Genomic DNA, 24,381 nt, shown 5'->3' on the forward strand with positions numbered 1-24,381 from the left:
TTCTAGTTTATTCAAATTTTATGTCTTTAACATTTAATTGAATGGTGGTTTTTCCATTCCAGGTATTCTCCTCAATACTGTAACAAATATCAAATGGAATACCTTTTCTTATGCGTTGATAATGCTGGCCTAAATTAAAACCTATGCAATCAAAAAAATAACCTTCTGATTGTTGAACGGTAAACTTCAAGTGATTATTTCCCACCACTTGCGGCTCCCCTTTACACCATACATTTTTTGAGGCAAAAGTAGGCTTCATATTGCCCGGTCCAAAAGGGGCAAATTGCTTAATAATCCGTACTAATTTAGGTTCAATGGTATTTAATTTTACGTATTCATCAATTTCAATTTCCTGAGAAAGCGAACGTTCTTCAATGGTTGATGCAACAACTTCTTCGAACTTATTGATAAATGCCGTTATATTCTCAAGAGGAATGGTAAGCCCCGCAGCATATTTATGTCCACCATACTGTTCCAAAAGATCACTGCAAGCACTTATCGCTTCATGAATATCAAATCCGTTAACAGAGCGGGCAGAACCTGTGGCTTTGCCGTTTGACTCAGTAAGAATGATGGTAGGACGATAATATTTTTCAATCAGTCGCGAAGCAACGATACCGATAACTCCCTTATGCCAGGTAGGAGAAAATAAAACTGTTGATTTACGAGTCTGCTGACTTGGGTCGGATTCCAGCATTGCCAATGCTTCACCTGTAATACTGTTATCAAACTCCTTGCGTTCGGTGTTTTTAAGATTAACCAGCTGTCCTTTTTCAGTGGCCAATTCTGATGAACCTGAAATTAATAAATGCACCGCATGTTTAGCATCATCAATACGACCGGCGGCATTAATTCGAGGTCCAATCTGAAAAACAATGTCAGTTATTGTTATTGCTTCTTTTTGAGCGGAAAGGTCTATTAATGCTTTTAATCCTTCACAGGGGTTTTCATTAATTCTTTTCAGCCCATAAAAAGCAAGCGTTCTGTTTTCTCCGGTAATAGGAACAATATCAGAGGCAATACTGACCGCAACCAGATCGAGAAAGGGTTCGAGGTAAGTAAACGGCATATTGTTTTTTTCTGCAAATGCCTGAATGAGTTTAAAGCCGATTCCACAACCGGAAAGCTCCTTATAGGGATATTCACAATCATGTCTTTTGGGATCAAGAACAGCTATAGCGTAAGGAACCTCATCGCCTGGTAAATGGTGATCACAAATAATAAAATCAATTCCTTTTTCATTTGCGTAATCAATCTTATCAACAGATTTAATGCCGCAATCAAGCGCAATAATTAACGAATGGTTGTTTTCCTCAGCCCAGTCAATGCCTTTAGTTGAAATACCATAGCCCTCTTTATACCTGTCGGGGATATAGTAACTAAGATTATTGTAAAACTTTTTAAAGAAACTGTAAACCAGCGAAACTGAAGTAGTTCCATCTACATCATAATCTCCGTAAATAAGGATCTTTTCTTGATTTTTTATTGCTTCTTCAATCCGGTCGATCGCTTTTTCCATGTCAAGCATCAGGAAGGGATCATGTAGATGTCTTATATCAGGGCGAAAAAAATCTTTGGCACTATCAAAATCAACGATACCACGTCTTTCGAGTAGTTTAGCGATAATGGGTGAAACATTCAGTTCCTGCGACAACAAGTCCACCACGTCATTTTTATAATCCGAATGTGTAATCCACCTTTTATCCATAGTATAATTCAAGGGGTAAAAATAATAGTTTTTATGGAATGTGTTTTTTCTTTAAGTGAGCGCATGCAAGTAATAGCTTTCAATATTGTTTAAATATTTGATATACAAAAGGGTGAATACTGTTTTGTGGAAAAGTAATTTTCTCTATTCTTCAAAGTAAGTTAATGTTGTGCGATTTCGAGCGCCGGGTATGAGGCTTTTATTTTATAAGTTTAAGCTTTGTAACGAGATGCTTAAAAATTTTATCTTTGCCGGATGCAATCGAAAATAGAAGGCTATATATCAGAGATCAATGCGTTTACTCCGGCAAACGCCGAGGAGTTGGAGCAATTCCGTATAAAATTTTTAGGACGTAAAGGTATTGTGGGTGAAATGTTTGAAGAGTTCAAACAAGTTACACCAGAAGAAAAGCGCGTTTTAGGTAAGGTCCTCAACGTTTTTAAACAAACTGCAGAGGCAAAAGTAAATGAATTTAAGGAGCAGTTCGAAAATCATCAGCAACAGCATTCCGGTATAGACCTTACGTTGCCAGGCGAACCGATTAATATTGGTTCTCGTCATCCGCTTTCGTTAGTTCGTAAAGAAATCGTCGAAATATTTTCACGTATTGGCTTTAACGTTGCTGAGGGACCAGAAATTGAAGATGACTGGCATAACTTCTCCGCATTGAATTTTCCTCAGGACCACCCGGCTCGCGATATGCAAGACACATTCTTTATTCAAAAAGATACAGGGTCTGATAAAGGAGATATTGCATTACGTACACATACATCATCTGTGCAAGTACGAATGATGGAAGCAGGTAAACCTCCTTTCCGTGCAATTATGCCAGGTCGTGTGTTTCGTAATGAAGCGATTTCAGCTCGTGCGCATTGTATTTTTCATCAGGTGGAAGGTCTTTATATTGATGAAAATGTTTCGTTTGCAGATTTAAAACAGACGCTTTATTACTTTGTTCAGGAATTGCTGGGCAAAGGAACAGAAGTTCGTTTCCGTCCTTCATTCTTTCCTTTCACAGAGCCATCAGCCGAAATGGACGTGACTTGTTTGATCTGTGGAGGTGAGGGTTGTAATGTGTGTAAATATACCGGATGGGTTGAAATATTAGGTTGTGGCATGGTGGATCCGAATGTCCTTGATAATTGTAATATCGATTCAAAAAAATATACTGGATTTGCCTTTGGTATGGGTATTGAGCGTATTACCATGCTGAAATACCAAGTGAAAGACCTTCGCTTATTTTTTGAAAATGATGTGCGTTTCCTCAAACAGTTCCAATCAGAAATTATATAACAGCCCACTGTAGATGGATGTAGATAAAATATCAATAAGCATAAAAAACGCTGCTCAACATCTTTTCAGACGCTATGGCTATCATAAAACCAGTGTCAATGAAATTGCGGCAAAAGCGAATTTAGCCAAAGCCACCATCTATAAGTATTTTGAAAGCAAAGAGTTAATTCTCAATGCAATCATCATGGATTATCTTGATAAGCATATTCAGGAGCTTGCTGCAAGTGTTGATCCTAACCAGGAGAAATTAAGCAGTAAGGAGATTTCTGATCTTATTTTAAAAGCCAGCCGGTTAACATATACGGCATGTAATGAGTTTATAGGCTGGGAGTTTATCAGGGAGTCTGCAAATGCGCAGGCATTTTTGAAAAATCTTTCTAATGAGATCGAATTACTGATTATGGGTGTTGTTATGAAAGTAAGACATGTTGATGCTGATAGTGAACAGGCTCGTCGTACACGTTTTTTAGTTTCAGCTAGTAAGAGTATTGTGTTTTCATTTGCGTTTACTTCGGTAACCGATGCTGATGTAAAGAAGAATTTTATTCAGTTTCGTAATGAAATCCTTCCCTATTTGATCAGGGGAGCATTTGTATAAAGTAAATTGCATAGCTTAGTGTACGTGTGACACTTATTTTACATTAGACCATTTTAGTATTTGGTACAAATGTTGTATGTTTGTAGCATGAATTAACACATTCTACACATGAGACGAGAACTAAAAGATTTCTCATTGGAGCTTGAACAAAAATTTGAGTTCTACTGCAAACCAAAGAGCAGTCTTTTACGTTTTATAATCAGACTTTTCAAATTGTAAAGTTTCATAGATAAATTGGTTTAGGTTGAGCCCCGTATAACAGAGATGTTGACGGGGTTTTCTTTTTTGATCCGGGATACACAGATTTTGTTTTTGGGATTACACAGATTTTTTAGGGGATTACACCGATTTGTAATTTTAAATTATACATTCCGAGCGCTCCCTTCTCCTTCAGGAGAAGGGCAGGGGATGAGGTGTTTACTCCAAAATAATTGTTTGCGCTTTGTTTAATTTGAATGTTTCCCTAAGGTTCATTCGAGTAATTCTTTTATTATCCAGCTTATAAACCAACACAAATTCCATATCACTTATATTTATGAAAGTGGAGTATAACGTACCTGCTTCTTTCCTCTTCTCTGTAACTGTTTTGGGTTGCACTGCTTTCGCTGCAATATTTCCCACTTCTTTTAGTGTTAATGGAGTTGAGGTCTCGGTTAATCGCTTAATCTCTGCTTCCATAGCATCATAACGCTTACAAGGATAATTGCCTGCAGCAGTATCTGATAGTAAGAAATTGGTGGCCATTAAATAGTTGTTGGCTATTCTTATTACCTTTTTCTCTCCTTTTACCCATTCGATAACTGCCGCATTGCCAGATTTATCACCAAATAGCAAATGTCCGTTTGACAAACAAATATCTTTGGCCGATAAGAATGTCAGGGCATCCTCTACGGTTTTGCACTTAGCCAAAATTTCATCACCTAAATTGCCTTTAGGTTTATTGCAACCTTTGGGTGTACTTTGATTGGGGGTTACCGCTCCATCAAAAAATAATCCGGATTGGTTAATTCCGCCTTGAGCAAAATCATCCCATCCATACCATAATCTCCCTAATTCCGATTTATTCGGAGGCATGATTTTGATGTAAGGCTTCACATTGTACCAATAATCTTCATTATTAACTGCATAGATTTTGCCTGTAGTTTTGTCAATAAAATACAAGATAGAGCAGGCTGTGCTGGTTAATGAGGTTATTAATTGAAGACTTAGGACTAATACTAATTGTCTCATTTTGTCAGACTTGTTGAAATTATCATTAAAGTTATTGAAATGTATTGATATTACTGATTGCGTAATCATAACGCTGTTTAACAACCGTCTGAAAAATCGTACTTTTGCAGCCTGATGGCAAAAAAGAAATTTGAACCTTACATAGCTGAGGGCGTGGAAATTGTGGACATTGCTCATGATGGGCGTGCAATAGGTAAACATGATGATCGGGTAATCTTTGTTGATAAGGCTGTTCCTGGCGACTTTGTAGATATCAATGTAAATTACAGAAGAAGGCAATTGTTTGAAGGGAAAATCGATAAACTTCATAAACCTTCAGAATATCGTGCAGAGCCTTTTTGTTCTCATTTCGGTGTTTGTGGAGGATGCAAATGGCAGCATTTGAGCTATGAGGGTCAACTTAAATTTAAACAGAAGCAAGTTGTTGATGCTTTGGAGCGTATTGGTGGCATAAGTACTGAATCATTGATCCCTATTTTCGGATCTGAGAAAACGACTTATTACAGAAATAAAATGGAATATACTTTTTCCAATAAGCGTTGGCTTACGGAAGAAGACATGCAAAATGCAGCTAACTTAGAACAGGATGCACTAGGATTTCATGTTCCTTTGCGCTTTGATAAGATCATCGATATTCAGCATTGTTATTTGCAGCAAGATCCTTCTAATGAAATTAGAAATGCGATTCGTGCTTATGCACTTGAAAATCAATTGTCGTTCTATGATTTGAAGGAGCATAAAGGACAACTACGTAACCTGATCATCCGTACGGCAAGTACAGGCGAATTGATGATAATTGTGGTGTTTGCGCATGCAAGTAAATCTGTTATTAATACAATGATGGATTATGTTGCAGATCGATTCCCGCAGATTACTTCATTATCTTATGTGGTTAATCAAAAAAAGAACGATACCATTTTTGACCAAAATGTGGTTACCTATAAAGGCCGTGACCATATTTTTGAAGAAATGGAAGGGATTAAATTTAAAATTTCTCCCAAATCATTCTATCAAACTAACTCTGAGCAGGCTTATAACCTATATAAGATAACCCGCGATTTTGCCGACTTTAAAGGCGACGAATTGGTATACGATCTTTATACCGGGGCAGGGACAATTGCTAATTTTGTTGCAAAGAAAGTAAAGCAAGTTGTGGGTGTTGAGTATGTTCCGGAAGCGATAGAGGATGCTAAGATCAATTCTGAAATCAATGGAATTGATAATACATTATTTTATGCAGGAGATATGAAAGATGTTTTAAATGCAGATTTCATTGCTCAGCATGGAAAACCCAATGTTGTTATCTCTGATCCGCCTAGAGCTGGAATGCATGCAGATGTTGTGGCGCGCATCAACGAAATGGAACCAGAGAAAATCGTGTATGTTAGCTGTAATCCGGCTACGCAAGCAAGAGACTTGGCACTGTTGAATGAAAAGTATGAAGTAGTGAAAATTCAACCGGTTGATATGTTCCCGCAAACAATTCACGTGGAGAATGTTGTTTTACTAAGAAAAAGATAAGAGGTCACGCAAAGCCGCAATGGTTTATGCCCTTGCCGTCTTTACAAGTGATACTTTTCCTTTTACTATGGAAATATAAAATTCTGATTAGAAGGAGAATGTTGTTTTACTAAAAAAGATAAGGTGTAACACACAGAGATGAAAACAATCAGCGTAATCATTCAATGGAATCTGTGTAATCCTAATAAATAGTTATGGAGTTAGAAAATTCTGATCAGCCGCAAAAAGGTCCTAGTCCTTTGGTGAGCTTGGAAAAAGACCTTAAGTTATACAATGAATCAATCAGAGAAGTTGCTGCGGATATTTTGGAAGCAAAACTTTCTGATTACCCGATCTTCGTTGCTCATCAACATGAGGTGAGCCTTGGTCAGATGATTTTAAACAGTAAGGAACTTAAAACAAGCTGGAATATAAATGCCGCTACTTTAGAAGAGTTCATTGAAAAGAACGTAATTGCAAAAGAACGTGAGGAATATTTTGTAAATAATTATAAAGATCCGGAAGCGTATATGTGTTTGTTTGTCATAGTACCTGAAGGAGCCAATTTTGTTTTTTATCCATACAAGTAATTATTAATGTGTAAACTTTAAATGCTCTTTTTTGCCCATTAAATATTTACCATTATTTTTAACTCTTTGATTTTGCCCATGAGTACAAAAATTAAGATACTGGATAAAAAACAGATCCAGCAAAAGATAGATCGTATTGCATATCAAATTTTGGAAGACAATTTCGAAGAAAAAGAAATTGTTTTGGCCGGTATCATTCCCCGTGGGAATACACTTGCCGAGCGATTAAAGAAGAAAATCGAATCGATAGGCGAGTTAAAGGTTAAACTGGTAAATATTGAATTGAAGAAGGATAGCAGTTCGTTAGAGGCCAAGACTGATGTTGCAATTGAAGAGTGTATTGATAAAGTGATAGTGGTGGTAGACGATGTGCTGAATAGCGGGCGGACATTAGTTTATGGTTTGGGTATTTTTCTGAATATTCCAACCAAAAAAGTAAGGACGGTTGTATTGGTAGATAGAAGCCATAAATTATTCCCAATCCATACAGATTTTGTAGGTCTGGAGCTTTCTACCGTAGCCCAAGAACATATTGATGTTGTGTTGGGTGTTGAAGGACAGGAGGATGCGGTGTATTTGGTGTAAGGAAAATGGCTAATACGTTCTCTCAATTATTTGTTCATGTAATTTTTACCGTAAAAGGCCGTGCTAATCTAATTCATGAGTCTTTCAGAGAAAAGGTTGAAAAGTATATAGCGGGGATTGTTTCTAATAAGAAACAGAAGTTATATGCTATTTATTGCATGCCAGATCATGTACATATATTGATAAGCATATCCCCCTCTGCTACTATTTCTGACTTGGTGCGAGATATAAAATCGGCGTCATCTTCCTTCATATCATTAAATAAATGGGTTGTTGGCAAATTTAGTTGGCAGGAAGGATTTGGTGCTTTCTCTTATTCAAAATCGCAGGTAGATAAGGTAGTCAATTATATTATCAAGCAGCCAGAACATCATAAACACCAATCGTTTAAAGATGAATATTTAGAGTTATTACGAAGGTTTGATGTTTCCTATAATGAAGAATACCTTTTCGATTGGGTAGAATCCTGAATACGTCAAGTGTCACTCCTCCGGAGCTAAATCAAGGTAAAGCTATTGCACTATTAAGGTTTGGCTTCTCTGAAGCTTGCTCCAATGGAGTTCAATAAATTAGACAATAGAAGTCTACTCTGAAAGGCCATGCCTTAGTAGCTATTTATTAGCCTCTTAGCTGCCAAAGTCAACTTTTCTTAGATTTGCTCCGAATGGAGCTCATACTTAGGAGGCTTATGGATTAATTAAATAATAGTTTGAGCCCCGGAGGGGCGGAACAGTAGGTAGAATCAAAAATTAGATAATCCTTTTTACCCTTATGAATAATTATAATTTTACTGTAGTTGAACGTTTTATGCGTTATGTACAGGTTGATACCCAAAGTGATGGCAGTTCAACTGCTTCACCGACCACTGAAAAGCAGAAAGATTTAAGCAAAATATTAGTTCAGGAGTTGCAAGCCATGGGCGTTGCTGATGCTCATCTTGATGATTTCGGCTATGTATATGCAACGATTCCGGCTAATACCGAAAAGAAAGTTCCCGTTATTTGTTTCTGTTCGCATGTGGATACTTCTCCGGATTGTAGTGGGAAAAATGTAAAGCCAATTATTCATAAGAATTACCAAGGACAAGATCTTGTTTTGCCTGATGATAATACCCAGGTTATTAAAATGGTTGATCATCCGGATCTAAAAGATCAGATTGGAAATGATATTATTACAGCTAGCGGAACCACATTATTAGGCGCCGACAATAAAGCTGGTGTTGCGGAAATTATGGATGCTGCCAATTATTGGATGGCGCATCCGGAAGTAAAACATGGTCAGATTCGTATTTTATTTACTCCCGATGAAGAAGTTGGTCGCGGTGTAAATAATGTCGATATGAAAAAACTTGCAGCAGATTTTGGTTACACGATTGATGGCGAAACCTTAGGCTCATTGGAAAATGAAACTTTCTCGGCAGATGGTTTAAAGATTACCATTTATGGAGTGAGTGCTCACCCCGGTTTTGCAAAAGGTAAAATGGAAAGTGCTATCAAAATTGCTTCAGAAATTGTTGCAGCTCTGCCAAAAGATCATTTGTCACCTGAAACTACTGAAGGAAAAGAAGGTTTTGTTCATCCTGTAGGTATCCAGGGAAATGTGGAAGAAGCAAGTGTTTCCTTTATCATTCGCGATCATATTACTGCAAATCTTGCTAAACACGAGGATGTAGTTAAACAAATTGCTGAAAAAGTGATAGCTAATTACCCGTTCTCAAAATTCGAGATCAAGATCAGTGAACAATACAGAAACTTTAAGGAAGTGTTGGATCAGCATCCTCAAGTAATAGAATATGCATTAGAAGGTATTAAGCGTAGTGGTATGGAGCCAAAATTACAAAGTATTAGAGGAGGAACAGATGGTTCTCGCTTATCATTTATGGGCTTGCCTTGTCCGAATGTATTTGCAGGTGAACATGCATTTCACTCAAAACATGAATGGGCATCTGTACAGGACATGCAAAAGGCGGTAGAGACGATTGTTAATATTGCAAGCGTGTGGGAGGAAAAAATTTAGCCTAATTTGGGAATTTGAGGATTTAGGAATTTGAAAATAGTTCATTCCTAAATCCTCAAAAATTCATCAGTAATTCCAATTTTTCAATTGTTCCATATAGCAAAGGCGAATTCTCAAATTTCCCAAATTATCTTATTTCCTTTCTATCCATCCCAGTGCTAACCTGATTTTGTGGTATTCCACTTCTCCTCTTAAAAAATCAAAAATATCTTTTAGCTTATCACTTCCGGTTGCTTTATGCGCTAAGCGAACTCGTTCAATCTCGTCTAAACTTACGAATTGTAATAGGTCGATGTTATCTCCTTTAATATATAAGGCCGAAATGTGCGAAAACACTGTTTGAAGTGAAAGTTTCCGGTTCGCAGCTACTTCTTCAGGCGTGAAATTCTTATTTAACAGGTAAAGCGTTTCCTTAAATGTATCTCCTTTTGTTCTGGAGCCACTCCCATTTCGGTTAATATGATTGGTAATTAATTCAATGAACTGAGTGCCATATTTCTCCATTTTTCGTTGACCGATACCCGAAATAGATAACAAGGCATTTTCAGTCTGTGGCTTTTCAGCAACCATTTGCCGCAATGAAGCATCGGTAAAGATTGAATAAGCAGGAACTTTTTCTTTTTCCGCAAATTCTCGCCGCAGTCGGCGTAATGCTTCAAATAATTTATCGTCTGTGGTTTCAACAACTGGTGTTATATCATCTAATGGAATTGTCTGTGTTTTCTTAACCTCTCTGACTACTGGATAAACAAGGTCAGCTGTTTTCTTTCCGAATAATATTTCCTTACCAAGTTCAGTTGATTTTAAGCTAAAGCCTTCATCGTAAGCCATCTCAATGATGCCCAGATTGAGCATTTGCATGATAAATTGCTGCCAGTGATTAAAACTTAAATCGCTTCCTGCTCCATAGGTCTTAATTTTATCAAAGCCCTTTTCAAGGACTTCGGCTTTGTGCGAACCCCTTAAAACATCGATAAGCATTGTTATTCCAACAGATTCATTCATCCTCAATAAGGCAGATAATGCTTTTTGCACTAACAATGTGCCATCGAAATGCTTTCGGGGATTTTTGCATACATCACAATTTCCGCAACTATCTTCAAAGTTTTCTCCAAAATAATTAATCAGAATCTTTCTTCGACAAATATCGGCTTCCGCAAATTGTTGAATCCGTTTAAGCTTCTCCAGGTTAAGTTCACGTTGCTGACTTTGTTCGGCAAATTGGGTTAGTAAAACAATGTCAACTAAATTATAATAGAGAATGGTTTCACTTTCAAGTCCATCACGACCTGCTCGTCCAATTTCCTGGTAATAACCTTCAATGTTTTTAGGTAAATTATAGTGAATTACCCAACGAACATTTGATTTGTCGATTCCCATTCCAAAAGCCACTGTTGCACATACAACCTGAACCCGATCATTGATAAAATCTTCCTGGGTTTCATTACGGTCATCAGCACTCATTCCGGCATGATAAGCTGCTGCGTTTACCTGATGTTCGCGAAGCTTTTCGGCCAACTCTTCCGTGGTTTTTCGGCTTAGGCAATAAATAATTCCTGATTGGTTGGGTTTAGAGTGAATAAACTGAACGATCTCCTGGTCTTTTTGACGCGTTTTAATCCCTGTCTTTACTTCTAAATTTAAATTAGGCCGATCAAAAGAGGCAACAAATGTAGCCGGCTTATGCAAATTTAACTGCCTTATAATATCTTTTCGGGTAACCCTGTCGGCAGTAGCTGTTAATGCTACAATTGGTACATCCGAAAATCGTTCTTTTAAAATACTTAGCTGAGTATACTCAGGACGAAAATCATGCCCCCACGAAGAGATGCAATGAGCCTCATCAATTGCTAATAATTGAATATTAAAACGACCAAGCATTGGTATGCTCGATTTTAATTTTTCGGGTGATAAGTATAATAACTTAATATTTCCGTTAATACAATCTTCAATAACCACTTCCTCTTCTTCGAAACTCTGGCTACTGTTTAGATAGGCAGCTCCAATACCATTTATGCGCAATGCATCTACCTGGTCTTTCATTAACGAAATCAACGGAGAGATGACAACGCACAATCCATCTAAAAGTAATGCAGGTACCTGAAAACAAATGGACTTTCCTCCACCTGTGGGCATTAATACTAACGTGTCTTTTTTATCGAGAATGGATTGGATGATATTTCTTTGTAAAGGACGGAATTCATCATATCCGAAATATTCTTTTAGAACAGACTGGGCTGCTGTAATCATGGCGCAAAAATAGATTTTTAGGTAGAAACTACGGCGCCAAGATAGTCTTTTGTTTTTAGTTTTTGCTAATTAAATTAGCAATTATTTCGGGGTGCACATTTAAACCATCGACTATAAAATGAGCTTTTTTATAATGTATATCTCTGGCTTCCAGTCGCTCTTCAATGAATTTAATCAGGTCATCGCCTTTTAAATCTTTAATTAAAGGGCGTTGTTCTTTGGCATTTTCTAAACGAGTAGCTAATGCTTTTGGCGAAAGTTGAAGATAGATGGTTTGACCATTTTTATTCATCCAGTCCATATTGTCATGGAAACAAGGTGCCCCGCCACCTGTTGAGAGTACGTAGTTTTCTGGAAAAGGATGTGTTTGAAGAATATCCTTTTCCAACTCTCGGAACTTTATTTCACCATGTGTTGCAAAATACTCGCCAACAGTACCTCCTGTAATTTCTTCAATTAAATGATCAAGGTCGAAAAAAGGATAATTAAGGTTTTTTGCCAATTTCTTACCAAAGGTGGTTTTTCCGGCCCCCATAAAACCAATAAGGAAAACTTTCATATTATCTTACCCTCACTCTCGGATCGAGTACTCCGTAAAGTATATCGACCAAAATATTTAATACTACAAAGAAGAACCCACAGAACAGAATGGAGCCCATAACAACAGGGAAATCAGCTAGACCTAATGCATCAACAGTTGCTTTGCCTAATCCATTATAGCCAAAGATATATTCGATGAAAAACGAACCCGCTATAAGTGATGCAAACCAACCCGAAATAGCAGTAACAACCGGGTTAAGTGCATTTCTTAAGGCATGCTTCACCACAACAGTATAATTGTTCAATCCTTTGGCTCGTGCCGTACGGATATAATCCATAGAAAGTACATCAAGCATAGCACTACGGGTTAGCTGAACAATAATTGCCAATGGACGCAGACCAAGGGTAATCATGGGTAGCCAAAGGTTTTTTAGTGTAAGCACTTCCCCTTTAAACGGATCGAAATTATGTAAACTGCCCGACATGTTTAGGCCGGTGTAATCACTTAAAACAAAGCCAAAAAGCCATGCGATAATAATCCCTGCAAAAAATGAAGGTGCTGATATACCAATAATTGAGAAACCGAGCGAAGCTTTATCAATCCAACTATCTTTTTTTATTGCAGATATTACTCCCAATGCAATTCCAATAATAGAAGCAAAAAGCATGGACGTAAAAGCTAAAATCAATGTATTGGGAATGGTTTCCCGCAGGATTTCAGAAACTTCTTTTTTGGTTTGATAGGAACGACGCAGATAAGGCATTTTAATCGCCAAAACTTCATCTTTACCAACCGGAATGAGTTGTTGATAATGATATTTTGCTCTCGAAACCGAATCTGTGCCATGAATTCCAATAGGAGAAACATCATTCAGAAATAATGCGAACTGAACAGGCATGGGCTTGTCAAGACCTAGTTCTTTCCGAACGGCTTCTAATGACTGTACATCTGAACGCTGTCCCATTGTCATACGTGCCGGATCTGCCGGTAATATATTGAACAGAAAGAATACAGAAACTACAATTCCTAAAAGAACAAGTAATCCGTAAAATGTCTTATTGAGTATATATGAAAGCATTAATAATGTACTTGGCGCCGAATTTAATGAAAATATCTACGGTTTCTATAAGACTTAAGTAATTGATGGGAAGAAGAAAGTTTGTCATTCTTACGTAAGTATTCAGAAAAAATGACTTTTGTCAGTTTTTTCTCAATCAGTATGCGTCATTTTTGTAATTAAAATCCAATTTGTTGCATGAATACCAGTCTGATACAAAAATATAATGTTCCCGGCCCAAGATATACCAGCTATCCAACAGTGCCGTACTGGAACGAAGAAGAGTTTACCAAAAGTGCATGGGAAACTACTGCAATACGAGCATTCAATGAATCAAATCTGACGGAAGGCATTAGCTTATATATTCATTTACCTTTCTGTGAAAGTCTCTGTACATTTTGCGGGTGTAATAAGCGCATTACTAAAAATCATGGTGTAGAAGATCCATACATTGCCGCAGTACTGAAAGAGTGGAACATGTATTGCGATCTTTTGGGAAGCCGTCCAAAAATTAAAGAAATTCATTTAGGCGGTGGAACTCCTACATTCTTTGATCCTGATAATCTAAGGAAGCTAATTCTAGGAATCTTTAAATCTGCTGATCGTTGCAAAGAATGGGAGTTCAGTTTTGAAGGCCACCCTAATAATACATCTTATGAACATCTGCAGACTTTATATGAACTGGGTTTCAGAAGAGTAAGTTTTGGTGTACAGGATTATGATCACCAGATTCAAGTCGCAATTCACCGTATTCAACCTTTTGAGAATGTTGAACGTGTGCATCAGTGGGCTAAAGAAATAGGTTATACCTCCATTGGGCACGATTTGGTTTTTGGTTTACCCAAACAAACTCGTTTAAGTATTGCTGAAACAATAGCCAAAACTAATTTGCTAAAACCGGATCGCTTAGCCTTTTATAGTTATGCTCATGTTCCTTGGTTAAAAGGAAACGGACAACGTGGCTTTGATGAAAGTGATTTGCCTAAGGATGAAGATAAACGTGCATTGTACAATTTAGGTAAGTTATTATTTGAAGAAAATGGTTATGCCGAAATAGGTATGGATCATTTTGCTTTGAAATCTGACAGCTTATATCATTCCGCGGAAAACAAATTATTGCATCGCAATTTTATGGGTTATACCTCTTCCAAAACAAAGCTAATGATCGGATTGGGCGTGTCTTCAATTAGTGATTCATGGTACGCCTTCGCTCAAAATGTGAAAAGTCTGGAAGAATATTATGCCTTGATAAATGCTAATGAATTACCTGTTTTCAGAGGCCACATCCTAAACCTTGAAGATTTGATTATCAGGAAACATATTTTAAATATCATGTGTCAGTTAGAGACTTCATGGACAGATGAGTCGTTGAGGTTTAAAGAACTCGATAGTGTGATTGAAAGTTTGCATGAGTTAGTTGAAGACGAACTTATTCTACTTTCTGATGAGGGTTTAAAAGTTACACAAGAAGGTATTCCGTTTATAAGAAACATTTGTATGGCTTTTGACCTAAAAATGATAAGAAACAAGCCTGAAACCCGGCTTTTTTCGATGACAATATAGTTTTAAAATTAGATTATGTGCGCAGCCAGTGCTGTCGGGTTAATTCCCGGCAGCATTTTTTGTTTATACCAACAAAGTCGTCTGATTTTTGCTTTTATTTTTTGTCTGATGCAAACATTGGAGACAGTAATTCGTTAGATAAAGTACTTCAATAAAATCTACGACACTAAAAACAATAAAAGCTAATTATGAGAACAAAAGTATTTGGCACACAAGGTCTTGTTGCTTCTGAGTTGGGCTTGGGTTGTATGGGAATGAGTGATTTTTACGGTCACAAAGATGATAATGAGTCTCTTAAAACATTAAAAAGGGCGCATGAAATTGGCGTTACATTTTGGGATACATCAGATATGTATGGTCCTTTTCATAATGAAGAATTGCTGGCAAAAGCATTGAAGGGTATTCGTGAGGATATAATGCTAGCCACAAAATTCGGAATTATGCGTGATCCTGCAGATGTGATGAAACGCATTTTAAATGGTAAGCCTGAATATGTTCAGTCGGCATGTGAAGCCAGTTTAAAACGATTACAAGTAGAGGTGATTGACCTTTATTATTTACACCGTCAGGATCCGGCAACTCCAATCGAAGTTACCGTTGAAGCCATGGGGAAACTTGTTAAGCAAGGTAAAGTTCGTGGTATTGGCTTATCGGAAGTTACTACAGAAACACTACGTAAGGCTCATGCAGTATTCCCTATTTCAGCAGTTCAAAGTGAATATTCTTTGTGGAGCCGTGAACCGGAAGATGGTTTGTTGCAGGCATGTAAAGAATTGGGTGTTGCATTTGTTCCTTACAGTCCGCTTGGAAGAGGCTTCTTAACCGGACAAATAAAAAGGTTTGAAGACTTTGATCCCGATGATTATCGTAGAATCTCTCCACGTTTTCAAGGTGATAATTTTACTAAAAATTTAGAATTAGTTGCTAAAATTGAGGCTCTTGCTGAAAAGAAGGGATGTAAGCCATCACAATTAGCCTTAGCTTGGGTATTAGCTCAGGGCGATTTTATTTTCCCAATCCCAGGAACTAAACGGATAAAATACCTGGAAGAAAATGCAGCGGCAGTTGATATAAAGCTTACCGTAGAAGAACTAAAAGCAATTGATGCAATTGCTCCAAAAGGTATAGCTGCTGGAGAACGCTATAATGAAGCAGGAATGAAGATCGTTAATCAATAATTTCGCCATATTACAAATTGATTTCTTTGTAATTTAGTTTCCTTTCTTTTAGCACTATGAGTCAGCCGCAGTTTGAGTTAAATGGCAGAATTTGGATCGATACACCTAATGGAAAATTTTTAGGGCATGGGAGAGTTGAACTAATGGAACGGATTCATGCAAGCGGCTCTATAAGGCAGGCTGCCCTTCAGATGAAAATGTCGTACAAACAAGCATGGGATTTGGTTAAATATATCAATGAAAATATTGGTGAACCAATTATTATTTCACAGCGAGGCGGCAAAGGTGGCGGAAGGGCAGTTATTACCGAAAGAGGATTAAGTATTATTGATCAGTATAGAGAACTTCAAAAAAAATTCCATGAGTTTTTAATATCACAATCTTCTAAAATGAAACTGTGATGTACTAAATAGTTTTAGCTAGTAATTTCTGAAAATTTTAATAAAAAGCATGATATAAATCATAGTATCAATCTTTGTTATTGTTTTAAATTTGTCGTTATATTTACAAAAGTATAACGATATTTATGAAACAAGTTTATTGTTGTTCCTTTATTATTTACCAATTTTTGCCATGAAACACCCAATTATTTCTAAAATAGTTGGTGTTAACTGGCTTAAACTATTCTTCCTTGGAACAATCTTATCATTCATTTTATTTTCTGCATTAGCTGCAGATGACTACAAGCCTACTCTCTATAATCTAACCTATCCTTCCTATTTCGGGAATAGATTCTCAATTCCTTCTGACAATCCTTTAACAAATGAAGGAATTTATTTAGGTCGAAAATTATTCTACGAAACTCGTTTGTCTGCAAACAGAAAAATCTCTTGTGCTAGTTGCCATAAGCAAGAGAAGGCCTTTTCTGATGATCGCGTTGGAAGTATCGGTGTCGACGGTTCTGTTACAGAGCGAAACTCAATGGCGATTGTTAATCTACTCTGGGCCAGAAAATTCTTTTGGGATGGACGGGCTATTGGTTTAGAGCAACAAGCTGCTATTCCATTGGCCAATCCACATGAAATGGGGCAATCCGCAGCGCTATCAGCTGTTATTTTAAGAAAGATTAAGGGATATCCGTATTTGTTTAAACATGCATTTGGTGATACTGCTATTACCGCAGATCGTATTGTTAAAGCCATAGCTCAGTTTGAAAGAACGCTTATTTCGGCAGATTCTCCTTATGATAAATATTTGCGAAACGAGTATTCACCGTCGCAAATTGAATTGGAAGGAATGGGACTCTTTATGACAGCCCCGCAACCAGGTAAAGGCATACGTGGTGCAAACTGCGCCCATTGTCATGGTGGCGAGAAAAGTTATTTAGAGATGTTTCATAATAACGGACTTGATAGCATTTACAAAGATGCAGGTATACAATTGCTTACCGGTTTTGAGACCGATCACGGCAGGTTTAAGGCTCCTACATTACGAAATATTGCACTAACAGCTCCTTACATGCACGATGGCCGGTTTAGTTCCCTGGAAAAGGTATTGGATCATTACAATGGGCCCTTACATCCACATCACTTAAGTTCTTTTTTAAAAGGAAGTTCCAACAATGAGGGAGGACTTACATTGGGGCTAACCAATAAGGAGAAGATGGCCATTGTTTCATTTCTGCACATGCTAACCGATTCATCATTTGTGAAAAATCCTGCATTTTCTGATCCTAATAAAGAAACAAACTAAAAATTGCAATATACTATGAACAAATTTTACTATTTGATAGGTATGACAAGCCTATCTATGGCTGCTAATGCCCAAACTGTTGACAGCTTACCTGTTACAGAAAGGGTTTTTAAGCTGGGAGAAGTAGTCGTTTCCGGTAAAAAGAATAATGAGACCAGCATTTTAACCAACGAAAAAATAGAAATGTTTAATCAACAGGATGCGTCGGGGGCCTTGAATTTATTACCAGGCATTAATTTGTCGAAGGTTGGGGCCAGAAACGAATCGGTCGTATTGGTCAGGGGATTTGACCTGAGGCAGGTTCCTGTTTTCATTGATGGAATTCCTGTTTATGTTCCTTATGATGGTTATGTAGACCTTGGACGCTTTACAACGTTCGATATATCTCAGATCAATGTTGCGAAAGGTTTTTCATCTGTAACATTTGGGGCCAACACCCTGGGTGGTGCTATTAATATTGTTTCAAGGCGACCATTGAACAAATTTGAGATTGATGCAAGTGCAGGTTTAATGAATAGCGAAGGGCACCGTCTTGGTTTAAATATGGGTTCAAAAGTGGGTAGATTTTATGTTCAGGGAAGTGTTTCACAATTGAAACAACAAAGCTATTTGCTTTCATCTGATTTTATCATCAAGCCGCTTGAAGATGGCAACGACCGGAATAATGCTTACAGGAACGATAATAAATACACTATTAAAGTTGGTTTTACTCCACGAAGAAATGATGAGTACGCGTTGAGCTATATGAAACAAGATGGACAAAAAGGCAATCCTCCTTATGTTGGAAATGATCCATTACAAAAGGCCCGTTTTTGGCAGTGGCCTTATTGGAATAAGGAGAGTGTCTATTTCATTTCTTCAACAGGAATTACCGGAAACAGCGCTTTTAAAACGCGATTGTATTATGATAAATTTAAAAATCAGCTGAATGCTTACGACGATGCTACGTATTCAACACAGACTAAGCCCTCGTCATTTCAAAGTTTTTATGATGATGATACTTATGGTGGTGGACTTGAATATGATGCTCAATTGATCCAAAAACATTTGATTAAAACATTTATTCAATACAAAAACGATCGTCACAAGGAACATAATTTAGGAGAGCCAATTCGGACTTACAGAGATTATACCATTTCTGCAGGAGTAGAGGATTCCTATAAGGTAAGTGATAAATTAATACTTACCCCTGGTGTAAGCTTTAATTTACGTGGTAGTCTTCAGGCGCAAGATTATAATTCTTCAACAAAGGAAATTGCCGATTATCCTGAAAATAATAACAATACATTTAATGTGCAGCTTGGTGCCGTTTATCAATTTAATGACTTTAACAAGCTAAATGCTTCTGTTGCAAGAAAATCACGATTTGCAACAATAAAGGATAGGTACTCATATCGGATGGGGGCTGCGATTCCTAATCCGGATCTTAAGGCTGAAATGGCTAATCACTATGAAGTGGGTTATTCAGGGAGATTAATAAGCAAATTGGGTATGGAGTCAAGTGTGTTTTATAGCCGTATTTCTGATGCAATACAACAGGTAAATAACGTAAAGCCTAATACTTATCAGCTACAAAATACCGGCAAAGCAGCGTTTTACGGGGCAGAATTATCGTTAAAATATGATATTCTTAATAACTGGTATACAGTAGCTCAATACAGCTATTTACATCGCGATAATTTAAGTAATAAGGAAATAAAGTTTACAGATGCACCTGAAAATAAAATGGTTGTTTATTCTCAGTATAGTTTTAATAGCCGTTTTTCGGTATTAGCAGGAACTGAATACAACTCGGCCCGCTACAGTACAAGTTATGGAACAAAAGCTGATGAATTTGCAATTGTAAATTTAGGCGTTCAGGCTAAAATTTATCGTTGGGTTTCAGCAGAGGCAGGTGCAAATAATGTGTTTGATAAGAACTATTCAATTAGTGAAGGTTACCCTGAACCCGGGCGGAATTGCTTTGTCAGTTTGGTTATTAATAATATAAAATAGAACAAGCACTTAACTATGAGAATAAGCTATTATTTCTTTTTATTGATGCTGTTAGAGGTATTTCCACTGGCAGTAGATGGACAGAGCTTAACGAAACAAGCTTCCGTTACAATTAGCGGGGAAGTAAAAACACCTGTTGAATTAAAAGTTGAGGATATAAATAAGATGGAATTGACGCAGGTAACGAAGAAGGATAAGAATCAGGTTGAGCATATTTATTCCGGTATTGAGCTATCTCAGCTACTAAGTACTGCAGGTGTAGCTTTAGGAAAGGAGCTAAGAGGGGAACATTTGCTGAAGTACTTGCTAATTGAAGCAAGTGATGGTTATCAGGTGTTGTTTTCACTTGCGGAAGCGGATCCTGAATTTGTTTCAAGGAAGATCATTTTAGCAATTAAAAAAGATGGAAGTCTACTGCCATCAGATGAAGGTCCGTTTCATATTATTATTGATGGCGAAGGGAGAGGCTCTCGAAACGTGAGACAAGTAACTTCAATAAAAGTGAAGTTTGCTGATTAAATTACCGCGAAGTCGCGAAGGCGCTAAGAGTTTTATTATTCTTTATTGTAAAAACAACGAAGGCGCTAAGAGGGATTCTTAGCGCCTTCACGGCTTGTTTGATATCTTATTTCTTAAAGTAAGCAGCTTCCAATTCTGCTACACTTGGTAAGTTTCTATAATGCCATTTATTAATAACTGTTCCGTTTTTTAATAATAGAACACCTGGATTGGCACGCACCATTGATTTTAATGGTATTGCATCTGAGTAGAAAAACTCATAATAAATGTTGTTTTCATGACGGAAATTCTCTGCATCAAGAGGAGTAGCAGAAGTAATACCTACAGTACGTGCGTGGTATTTTTCGGTCATCAGTGTAAGTTTATTAAAGTATTCCTGAGTCCCTTTGTTGGCTTTCGTTAAATCATACTCGATAATCCAAAATGAGTACTCCGGATCTTCCAAAACTACAGAAGTCACATCATTACCGTCTTCATCATTAATTTTTAAATCACGGACTGGAACCTGATAGCCTGCTTTTACTAAAATCGGATCAGATGCTTTTACAAACTCCCAGTTTTTATCTTCATAGATTTTTGTCGAGATGTAGGCTTTATCATCCAGTTCTTTAATCTCACCCGTCGTTTTGTTTTTCAGTGTGTACATGATCTTGAAAACATCAGGTTCAGCACCTTCTGGTATTGTCATTAACGAAGGTAGGTTGTTCCCTACTTTATAAGGTAAGAAATCAATGAATGGTAGGTTTCTCAAGGTATAAATGCCAATTCCGAAACTGAATATGGTAGCAATAGCAATGGTAACCCAAGAGCCTTTGGTGCCAAAAACTGGTTTGATTTTATCGGTGTTAAAAAAGATCACCAGTATCAAAGCCAATAAAATCATGTCTTTGGAGAACGATTGCCAAGGAGTCAGCGGAATTGCATCACCAAAGCAACCACATGTTTTTACCACATCGAAATAAGCGGAATAAAACGTTAAAAAGCTAAAGAAAACAATCAGTAATAATAATCCCCATGCGGTTTGCTTAATTTTTGCGCCAAATAATAAGGCGATACCCATTATTATTTCAAGGGCACATAAGAAAATAGCAATGGCAACTGCAAACGAGTTTAGAAATGTAAGGTGAAAAACTTCAAAATACTCTTCAAGTTTGTAGGAAAAACCTAACGGATCATTTTGTTTTACTAATCCTGAAAAAATAAACAACAAGCCGACAAGTATCCGGCAAATATTAACAATATACTTCATGGTTTAGATTCCTCTTCGCTGTTGGGAAGAAGATTAAGTTATTAGTTAAATTTTTAACGATTATAAAAGCCTAAAAGTTTCTTTGTATTACTATTGTTAAGAATGGTTATGCGTCAGCGATTCCCAGTCGGATGAGTGCAAAAACCGAATAATTGATCATGTCTTGGTAATTAGCCTCAACACCTTCAGAAACTATTGTTAAACCTTTATTATCTTCAATTTGTTTAACCCTGAAAATTTTCATGAGGATAAGATCTGTTAATGAACTTATTCTCATATCTCTCCAGGCTTCTCCGTAATCGTGGTTTTTGTTTTCCATCAACGCCTTGGTTTCGTTGATTTTGGCATTGTATAAGCGTTCTACATCTGCAAAAGGCAACTCAATCGGATCGTTTTCCGTTAGTTCGAGTTGAATTAAGGCAATTATGCAATAATTGATAATGCCGATATATTCCGGAATAACTCCTTCGTCGACCTTACTTACTTTTTTCTCTTCAAGCGTACGAATCCGTTGCGCTTTAATAAATATTTGATCAGTGATAGATTCAGAACGAAGGATGCGCCAGGCAGTCCCATAATCTTTTGCTTTCTTGAAAAACAATTGTTTACAATTGTTTATTACCGAATCGTATTGAGTATCTGTGTTGGTTTGCAAGTTCAAAATAGTTTTATCCTTTATTAAGATTCACAAAAGTACATTTTTTGAAATTTACTGTATGGAATATCCAATCAATCTAATCGAAGGTTAAAATGAATTGTTAAGTATACAGGAACAGGATTTTTGTTACAATAGCCTGGTTTCCATTTGATTTTACTGATTGCAACAAGCATTTGTTTTGCTATAGTGCTCCCATCGATATTTTTGATAACCCGTTGCCCAATGATGCGTCCATCCGAATTAACAATAAAGCCAATTGTTACACGACTTTGTAATCTATTAGCAGTTGGTTCCATCCGGATATTTCTCATAACCAACCCAATACGCTCCATTCCACCCTCAGGTTAAGGTTGAATTTCTGCAAAAAAAACAACTTTCTTTCCGGTAAGAGAATCTGTGTCGCCAACGCATTTTGATGATGTTTGTCCAAATGTATGGATACTAAGCATGCAAAATATTAAAGAAAAAAATGCTCTCATCGTTTTTTAGTGTTGACAATTAATATGCAGTCCTTGTTTTTTTAGCTTTTCTGAGAATTCGGTTTCGTCATTAATATCGATAAGATCAAATCTGTTCTCTTTATAGAAATACTTATAGATTAGTTTTCTTAATTCTTCAGCTTTTCCAATATCAATTGTGTTTAAGCCTATTACAAAGTAAGGAGTTTCAGTATCGGTATATAAAGCAAAAATCGGGATGTCTTTAAAAGTGCCATTTTGAGCAATAAACTTCTTGAAACATTTTGTCATTTCCTTTGCACTGTCTTTATCCGGATGCATGAAAATGTTTTCAATTTTTGTTATGGTTACTTTCTTCTTTTGAAAACTTTCTTCTGTAATATTAGCATAAATATCGTCCGTTATATCAATCCCTTCTAGATTGGATTTTATGGCTCTATAAGTATATTCTGGTCCAAAAGGTAATCCCCACCATCCAATCAGTAAATTAACCACATTATATTTTCTACTAAACTTTACTGCCATTTCGCCGGGTTGCAAGTAATAAATTTTGGATATTCTAACGGCAGGCCTGAAAAATGGTCTGGGAAAAATGCACTCAAAGAAAACAAATCGAGCTCCTTTATTTTTGTTATCAATTATATCCTCAAATTTTAAATGATCGGGTATTTTTAAAGAATAGGTTAAATGTTCCATAGCAAAATTGTTATTGCAATATATGTTATTTTAAAAGTTGATGTCAAATGCTTTCTTTAATTTAGGCGAATTTCAGCCATGAAAGTGCCTTCAGTTATTTCGTGAGTAATAATTAGGAGGTTTAATAAATTAAAAATGAATGCAACTACATTTTTTTCTAAGCGAACAACCATTAACTGTAAAGGTGAATTGTTAGACCTGTCGGAACCTAAGGTGATGGGTATTTTAAATATTACACCTGATTCATTTTTCGATGGTGGGCAGCATAATTTACTGGATGAAGCGATAAAACATTGTGAACAATTATTGTCAGACGGTGCCGATTTAATTGATTTAGGAGCTTATTCATCTCGACCAGGAGCAGCTGATGTATCTGAACAGGAAGAGATTGAACGGATAAAGCCTGTCCTTAAAGAAATTCTTCATCGGTTTCCCAATACTATTATTTCAATAGATACTTTTCGTGCAGAGGTTGCAAGAGTTGCGATTCATGAAGGGGCGGCAATCATTAATGATATTTCGGGAGGAGAGTTGGATCCTCAAATGTTTGAGACTGCAGCTAAGCTGCAAGTTCCTTACATTTTGATGCACATGCGCGGAACTCCGGATACAATGCAAAAGTTAACTCAATACGATGATCTGGTAAGCGATATTATTAAGTATTTTGCAGAGAAAGTTCATCAATTGAGAACCTTGGGAGTTCATGATGTCATTTTGGACCCAGGCTTTGGCTTTGCTAAAACCCTTGAGCAAAATTATCAACTAATGTCGCACCTGAATGAGTTGAAGATTTTCGACCTCCCCATTTTGTCGGGAATATCTCGCAAGTCGATGATCTACAAATTACTGGATATCGATCCGCAGTCAGCATTAAATGGCACTTCTGTGCTAAATATGATATCATTACAGCAGGGTGCGCGTATTTTGCGCGTACATGATGTAAGGGAAGCGATTCAAGTGGTGAAAATTTATAAAATGTTAGAAGATACACAGAATGGGTAATTC

General features: G+C 36.9%; 23 protein-coding genes. 14 read left to right on the top strand and 9 right to left on the bottom strand.

Annotated elements, in window-relative coordinates:
* Positions 1 to 7 precede the first annotated feature (7 nt).
* Positions 8 to 1,708, bottom strand: coding sequence for a single-stranded-DNA-specific exonuclease RecJ (recJ, locus tag SOLCA_RS21585; protein WP_014682618.1), 1,701 nt, complete (start codon positions 1,706 to 1,708; stop codon positions 8 to 10).
* Positions 1,709 to 1,963: 255 nt separating this feature from the next.
* Here recJ and pheS point away from each other — a divergent pair, with 255 nt between their 5' ends.
* Both pheS and SOLCA_RS21595 read left to right on the top strand, forming a co-directional pair.
* Positions 1,964 to 3,001: a phenylalanine--tRNA ligase subunit alpha gene (gene pheS, locus SOLCA_RS21590; RefSeq protein WP_014682619.1), complete on the top strand. Its 1,038-nt coding sequence runs from the start codon at positions 1,964 to 1,966 to the stop codon at positions 2,999 to 3,001.
* A 13-nt stretch (positions 3,002 to 3,014) separates the two neighbouring features.
* Positions 3,015 to 3,599 carry a TetR/AcrR family transcriptional regulator gene (locus tag SOLCA_RS21595; protein ID WP_014682620.1) on the top strand — a complete coding sequence of 195 codons (585 nt, stop codon included), beginning with the start codon at positions 3,015 to 3,017 and terminating at the stop codon, positions 3,597 to 3,599.
* A 417-nt stretch (positions 3,600 to 4,016) separates the two neighbouring features.
* On the opposite strand, the gene SOLCA_RS21600 is transcribed toward SOLCA_RS21595, so the two are convergent.
* Entirely contained in the window at positions 4,017 to 4,829 is an 813-nt protein-coding gene (locus tag SOLCA_RS21600) for a carcinine hydrolase/isopenicillin-N N-acyltransferase family protein (protein ID WP_042481882.1), read from the bottom strand.
* Positions 4,830 to 4,943: 114 nt separating this feature from the next.
* On the opposite strand from SOLCA_RS21600, the gene rlmD reads away from it, so the two are divergent.
* From rlmD to pepT, 5 genes are all read left to right on the top strand, one after another.
* Positions 4,944 to 6,350: a 23S rRNA (uracil(1939)-C(5))-methyltransferase RlmD gene (gene rlmD / locus SOLCA_RS21605; protein ID WP_014682622.1), complete on the top strand. Its 1,407-nt coding sequence runs from the start codon at positions 4,944 to 4,946 to the stop codon at positions 6,348 to 6,350.
* Between the two features lie 194 nt (positions 6,351 to 6,544).
* A complete protein-coding gene (locus SOLCA_RS21610) occupies positions 6,545 to 6,919 on the top strand; it encodes a hypothetical protein (protein ID WP_014682623.1) in 375 nt (124 codons plus the stop codon).
* A gap of 78 nt (positions 6,920 to 6,997) precedes the next feature.
* On the top strand, positions 6,998 to 7,504 hold the full coding sequence (locus SOLCA_RS21615) for a phosphoribosyltransferase family protein (protein ID WP_014682624.1): 507 nt from the start codon (positions 6,998 to 7,000) through the stop codon (positions 7,502 to 7,504).
* A gap of 5 nt (positions 7,505 to 7,509) precedes the next feature.
* Positions 7,510 to 7,974, top strand: coding sequence for an IS200/IS605 family transposase (tnpA, locus tag SOLCA_RS21620; RefSeq protein WP_014682625.1), 465 nt, complete (start codon positions 7,510 to 7,512; stop codon positions 7,972 to 7,974).
* A 301-nt stretch (positions 7,975 to 8,275) separates the two neighbouring features.
* The gene (gene pepT / locus SOLCA_RS21625; RefSeq protein ID WP_014682626.1) at positions 8,276 to 9,520 is read left to right on the top strand and encodes a peptidase T; all 1,245 of its coding nucleotides are present in this window, start codon (positions 8,276 to 8,278) and stop codon (positions 9,518 to 9,520) included.
* A 132-nt stretch (positions 9,521 to 9,652) separates the two neighbouring features.
* Here the strand turns inward: pepT and recQ are convergent, their stop codons facing one another.
* Genes recQ through SOLCA_RS21640 form a run of 3 tightly spaced genes read right to left on the bottom strand, consistent with a single transcriptional unit; the run spans position 9,653 to position 13,389 of the window.
* On the bottom strand, positions 9,653 to 11,770 hold the full coding sequence (recQ, locus tag SOLCA_RS21630; RefSeq protein ID WP_014682627.1) for a DNA helicase RecQ: 2,118 nt from the start codon (positions 11,768 to 11,770) through the stop codon (positions 9,653 to 9,655).
* A 55-nt stretch (positions 11,771 to 11,825) separates the two neighbouring features.
* Positions 11,826 to 12,329 carry a shikimate kinase gene (locus SOLCA_RS21635; protein WP_014682628.1) on the bottom strand — a complete coding sequence of 168 codons (504 nt, stop codon included), beginning with the start codon at positions 12,327 to 12,329 and terminating at the stop codon, positions 11,826 to 11,828.
* A gap of 1 nt (position 12,330) precedes the next feature.
* Positions 12,331 to 13,389: an ABC transporter permease gene (locus SOLCA_RS21640; RefSeq protein WP_014682629.1), complete on the bottom strand. Its 1,059-nt coding sequence runs from the start codon at positions 13,387 to 13,389 to the stop codon at positions 12,331 to 12,333.
* A gap of 177 nt (positions 13,390 to 13,566) precedes the next feature.
* On the opposite strand from SOLCA_RS21640, the gene hemN reads away from it, so the two are divergent.
* The 6 genes from hemN (at position 13,567) to SOLCA_RS21670 (ending at position 20,315) form a co-directional block, all read left to right on the top strand.
* On the top strand, positions 13,567 to 14,931 hold the full coding sequence (gene hemN, locus SOLCA_RS21645) for an oxygen-independent coproporphyrinogen III oxidase (RefSeq protein WP_014682630.1): 1,365 nt from the start codon (positions 13,567 to 13,569) through the stop codon (positions 14,929 to 14,931).
* Between the two features lie 188 nt (positions 14,932 to 15,119).
* Positions 15,120 to 16,109, top strand: a complete 990-nt coding sequence (locus tag SOLCA_RS21650) for an aldo/keto reductase (RefSeq protein WP_014682631.1) — start codon at positions 15,120 to 15,122, stop codon at positions 16,107 to 16,109.
* A 56-nt stretch (positions 16,110 to 16,165) separates the two neighbouring features.
* Positions 16,166 to 16,510: a winged helix-turn-helix domain-containing protein gene (locus SOLCA_RS21655; RefSeq protein ID WP_014682632.1), complete on the top strand. Its 345-nt coding sequence runs from the start codon at positions 16,166 to 16,168 to the stop codon at positions 16,508 to 16,510.
* Between the two features lie 172 nt (positions 16,511 to 16,682).
* Complete coding sequence (locus SOLCA_RS21660; protein WP_014682633.1) at positions 16,683 to 17,801, top strand: cytochrome-c peroxidase; 1,119 nt, start codon at positions 16,683 to 16,685, stop codon at positions 17,799 to 17,801.
* A 15-nt stretch (positions 17,802 to 17,816) separates the two neighbouring features.
* Positions 17,817 to 19,796, top strand: a complete 1,980-nt coding sequence (locus tag SOLCA_RS21665) for a TonB-dependent receptor plug domain-containing protein (RefSeq protein WP_014682634.1) — start codon at positions 17,817 to 17,819, stop codon at positions 19,794 to 19,796.
* 15 nt (positions 19,797 to 19,811) lie between these two features.
* Entirely contained in the window at positions 19,812 to 20,315 is a 504-nt protein-coding gene (locus tag SOLCA_RS21670; RefSeq protein ID WP_014682635.1) for a molybdopterin-dependent oxidoreductase, read from the top strand.
* Between the two features lie 106 nt (positions 20,316 to 20,421).
* Here SOLCA_RS21670 and SOLCA_RS21675 read toward each other — a convergent pair whose 3' ends face one another.
* From SOLCA_RS21675 to SOLCA_RS22620, 4 genes are all read right to left on the bottom strand, one after another.
* Positions 20,422 to 21,564 (bottom strand): BT_3928 family protein, encoded by a 1,143-nt coding sequence (locus SOLCA_RS21675; RefSeq protein WP_014682636.1) that lies wholly within the window; start codon positions 21,562 to 21,564, stop codon positions 20,422 to 20,424.
* Positions 21,565 to 21,670: 106 nt separating this feature from the next.
* Positions 21,671 to 22,219: a DUF1599 domain-containing protein gene (locus tag SOLCA_RS21680; RefSeq protein WP_042481885.1), complete on the bottom strand. Its 549-nt coding sequence runs from the start codon at positions 22,217 to 22,219 to the stop codon at positions 21,671 to 21,673.
* Positions 22,220 to 22,293: 74 nt separating this feature from the next.
* A complete protein-coding gene (locus SOLCA_RS21685; protein WP_014682638.1) occupies positions 22,294 to 22,554 on the bottom strand; it encodes an energy transducer TonB in 261 nt (86 codons plus the stop codon).
* Positions 22,555 to 22,707: 153 nt separating this feature from the next.
* Complete coding sequence (locus SOLCA_RS22620) at positions 22,708 to 23,376, bottom strand: hypothetical protein (protein WP_014682640.1); 669 nt, start codon at positions 23,374 to 23,376, stop codon at positions 22,708 to 22,710.
* Between the two features lie 135 nt (positions 23,377 to 23,511).
* Here SOLCA_RS22620 and folP point away from each other — a divergent pair, with 135 nt between their 5' ends.
* Positions 23,512 to 24,378 (top strand): dihydropteroate synthase, encoded by an 867-nt coding sequence (gene folP / locus SOLCA_RS21695; protein ID WP_014682641.1) that lies wholly within the window; start codon positions 23,512 to 23,514, stop codon positions 24,376 to 24,378.
* The last annotated feature ends 3 nt before the right edge of the window (positions 24,379 to 24,381 follow it).

It is taken from the genome of Solitalea canadensis DSM 3403 (assembly GCF_000242635.2).
In the GTDB taxonomy this organism is placed as follows: domain Bacteria; phylum Bacteroidota; class Bacteroidia; order Sphingobacteriales; family Sphingobacteriaceae; genus Solitalea; species Solitalea canadensis.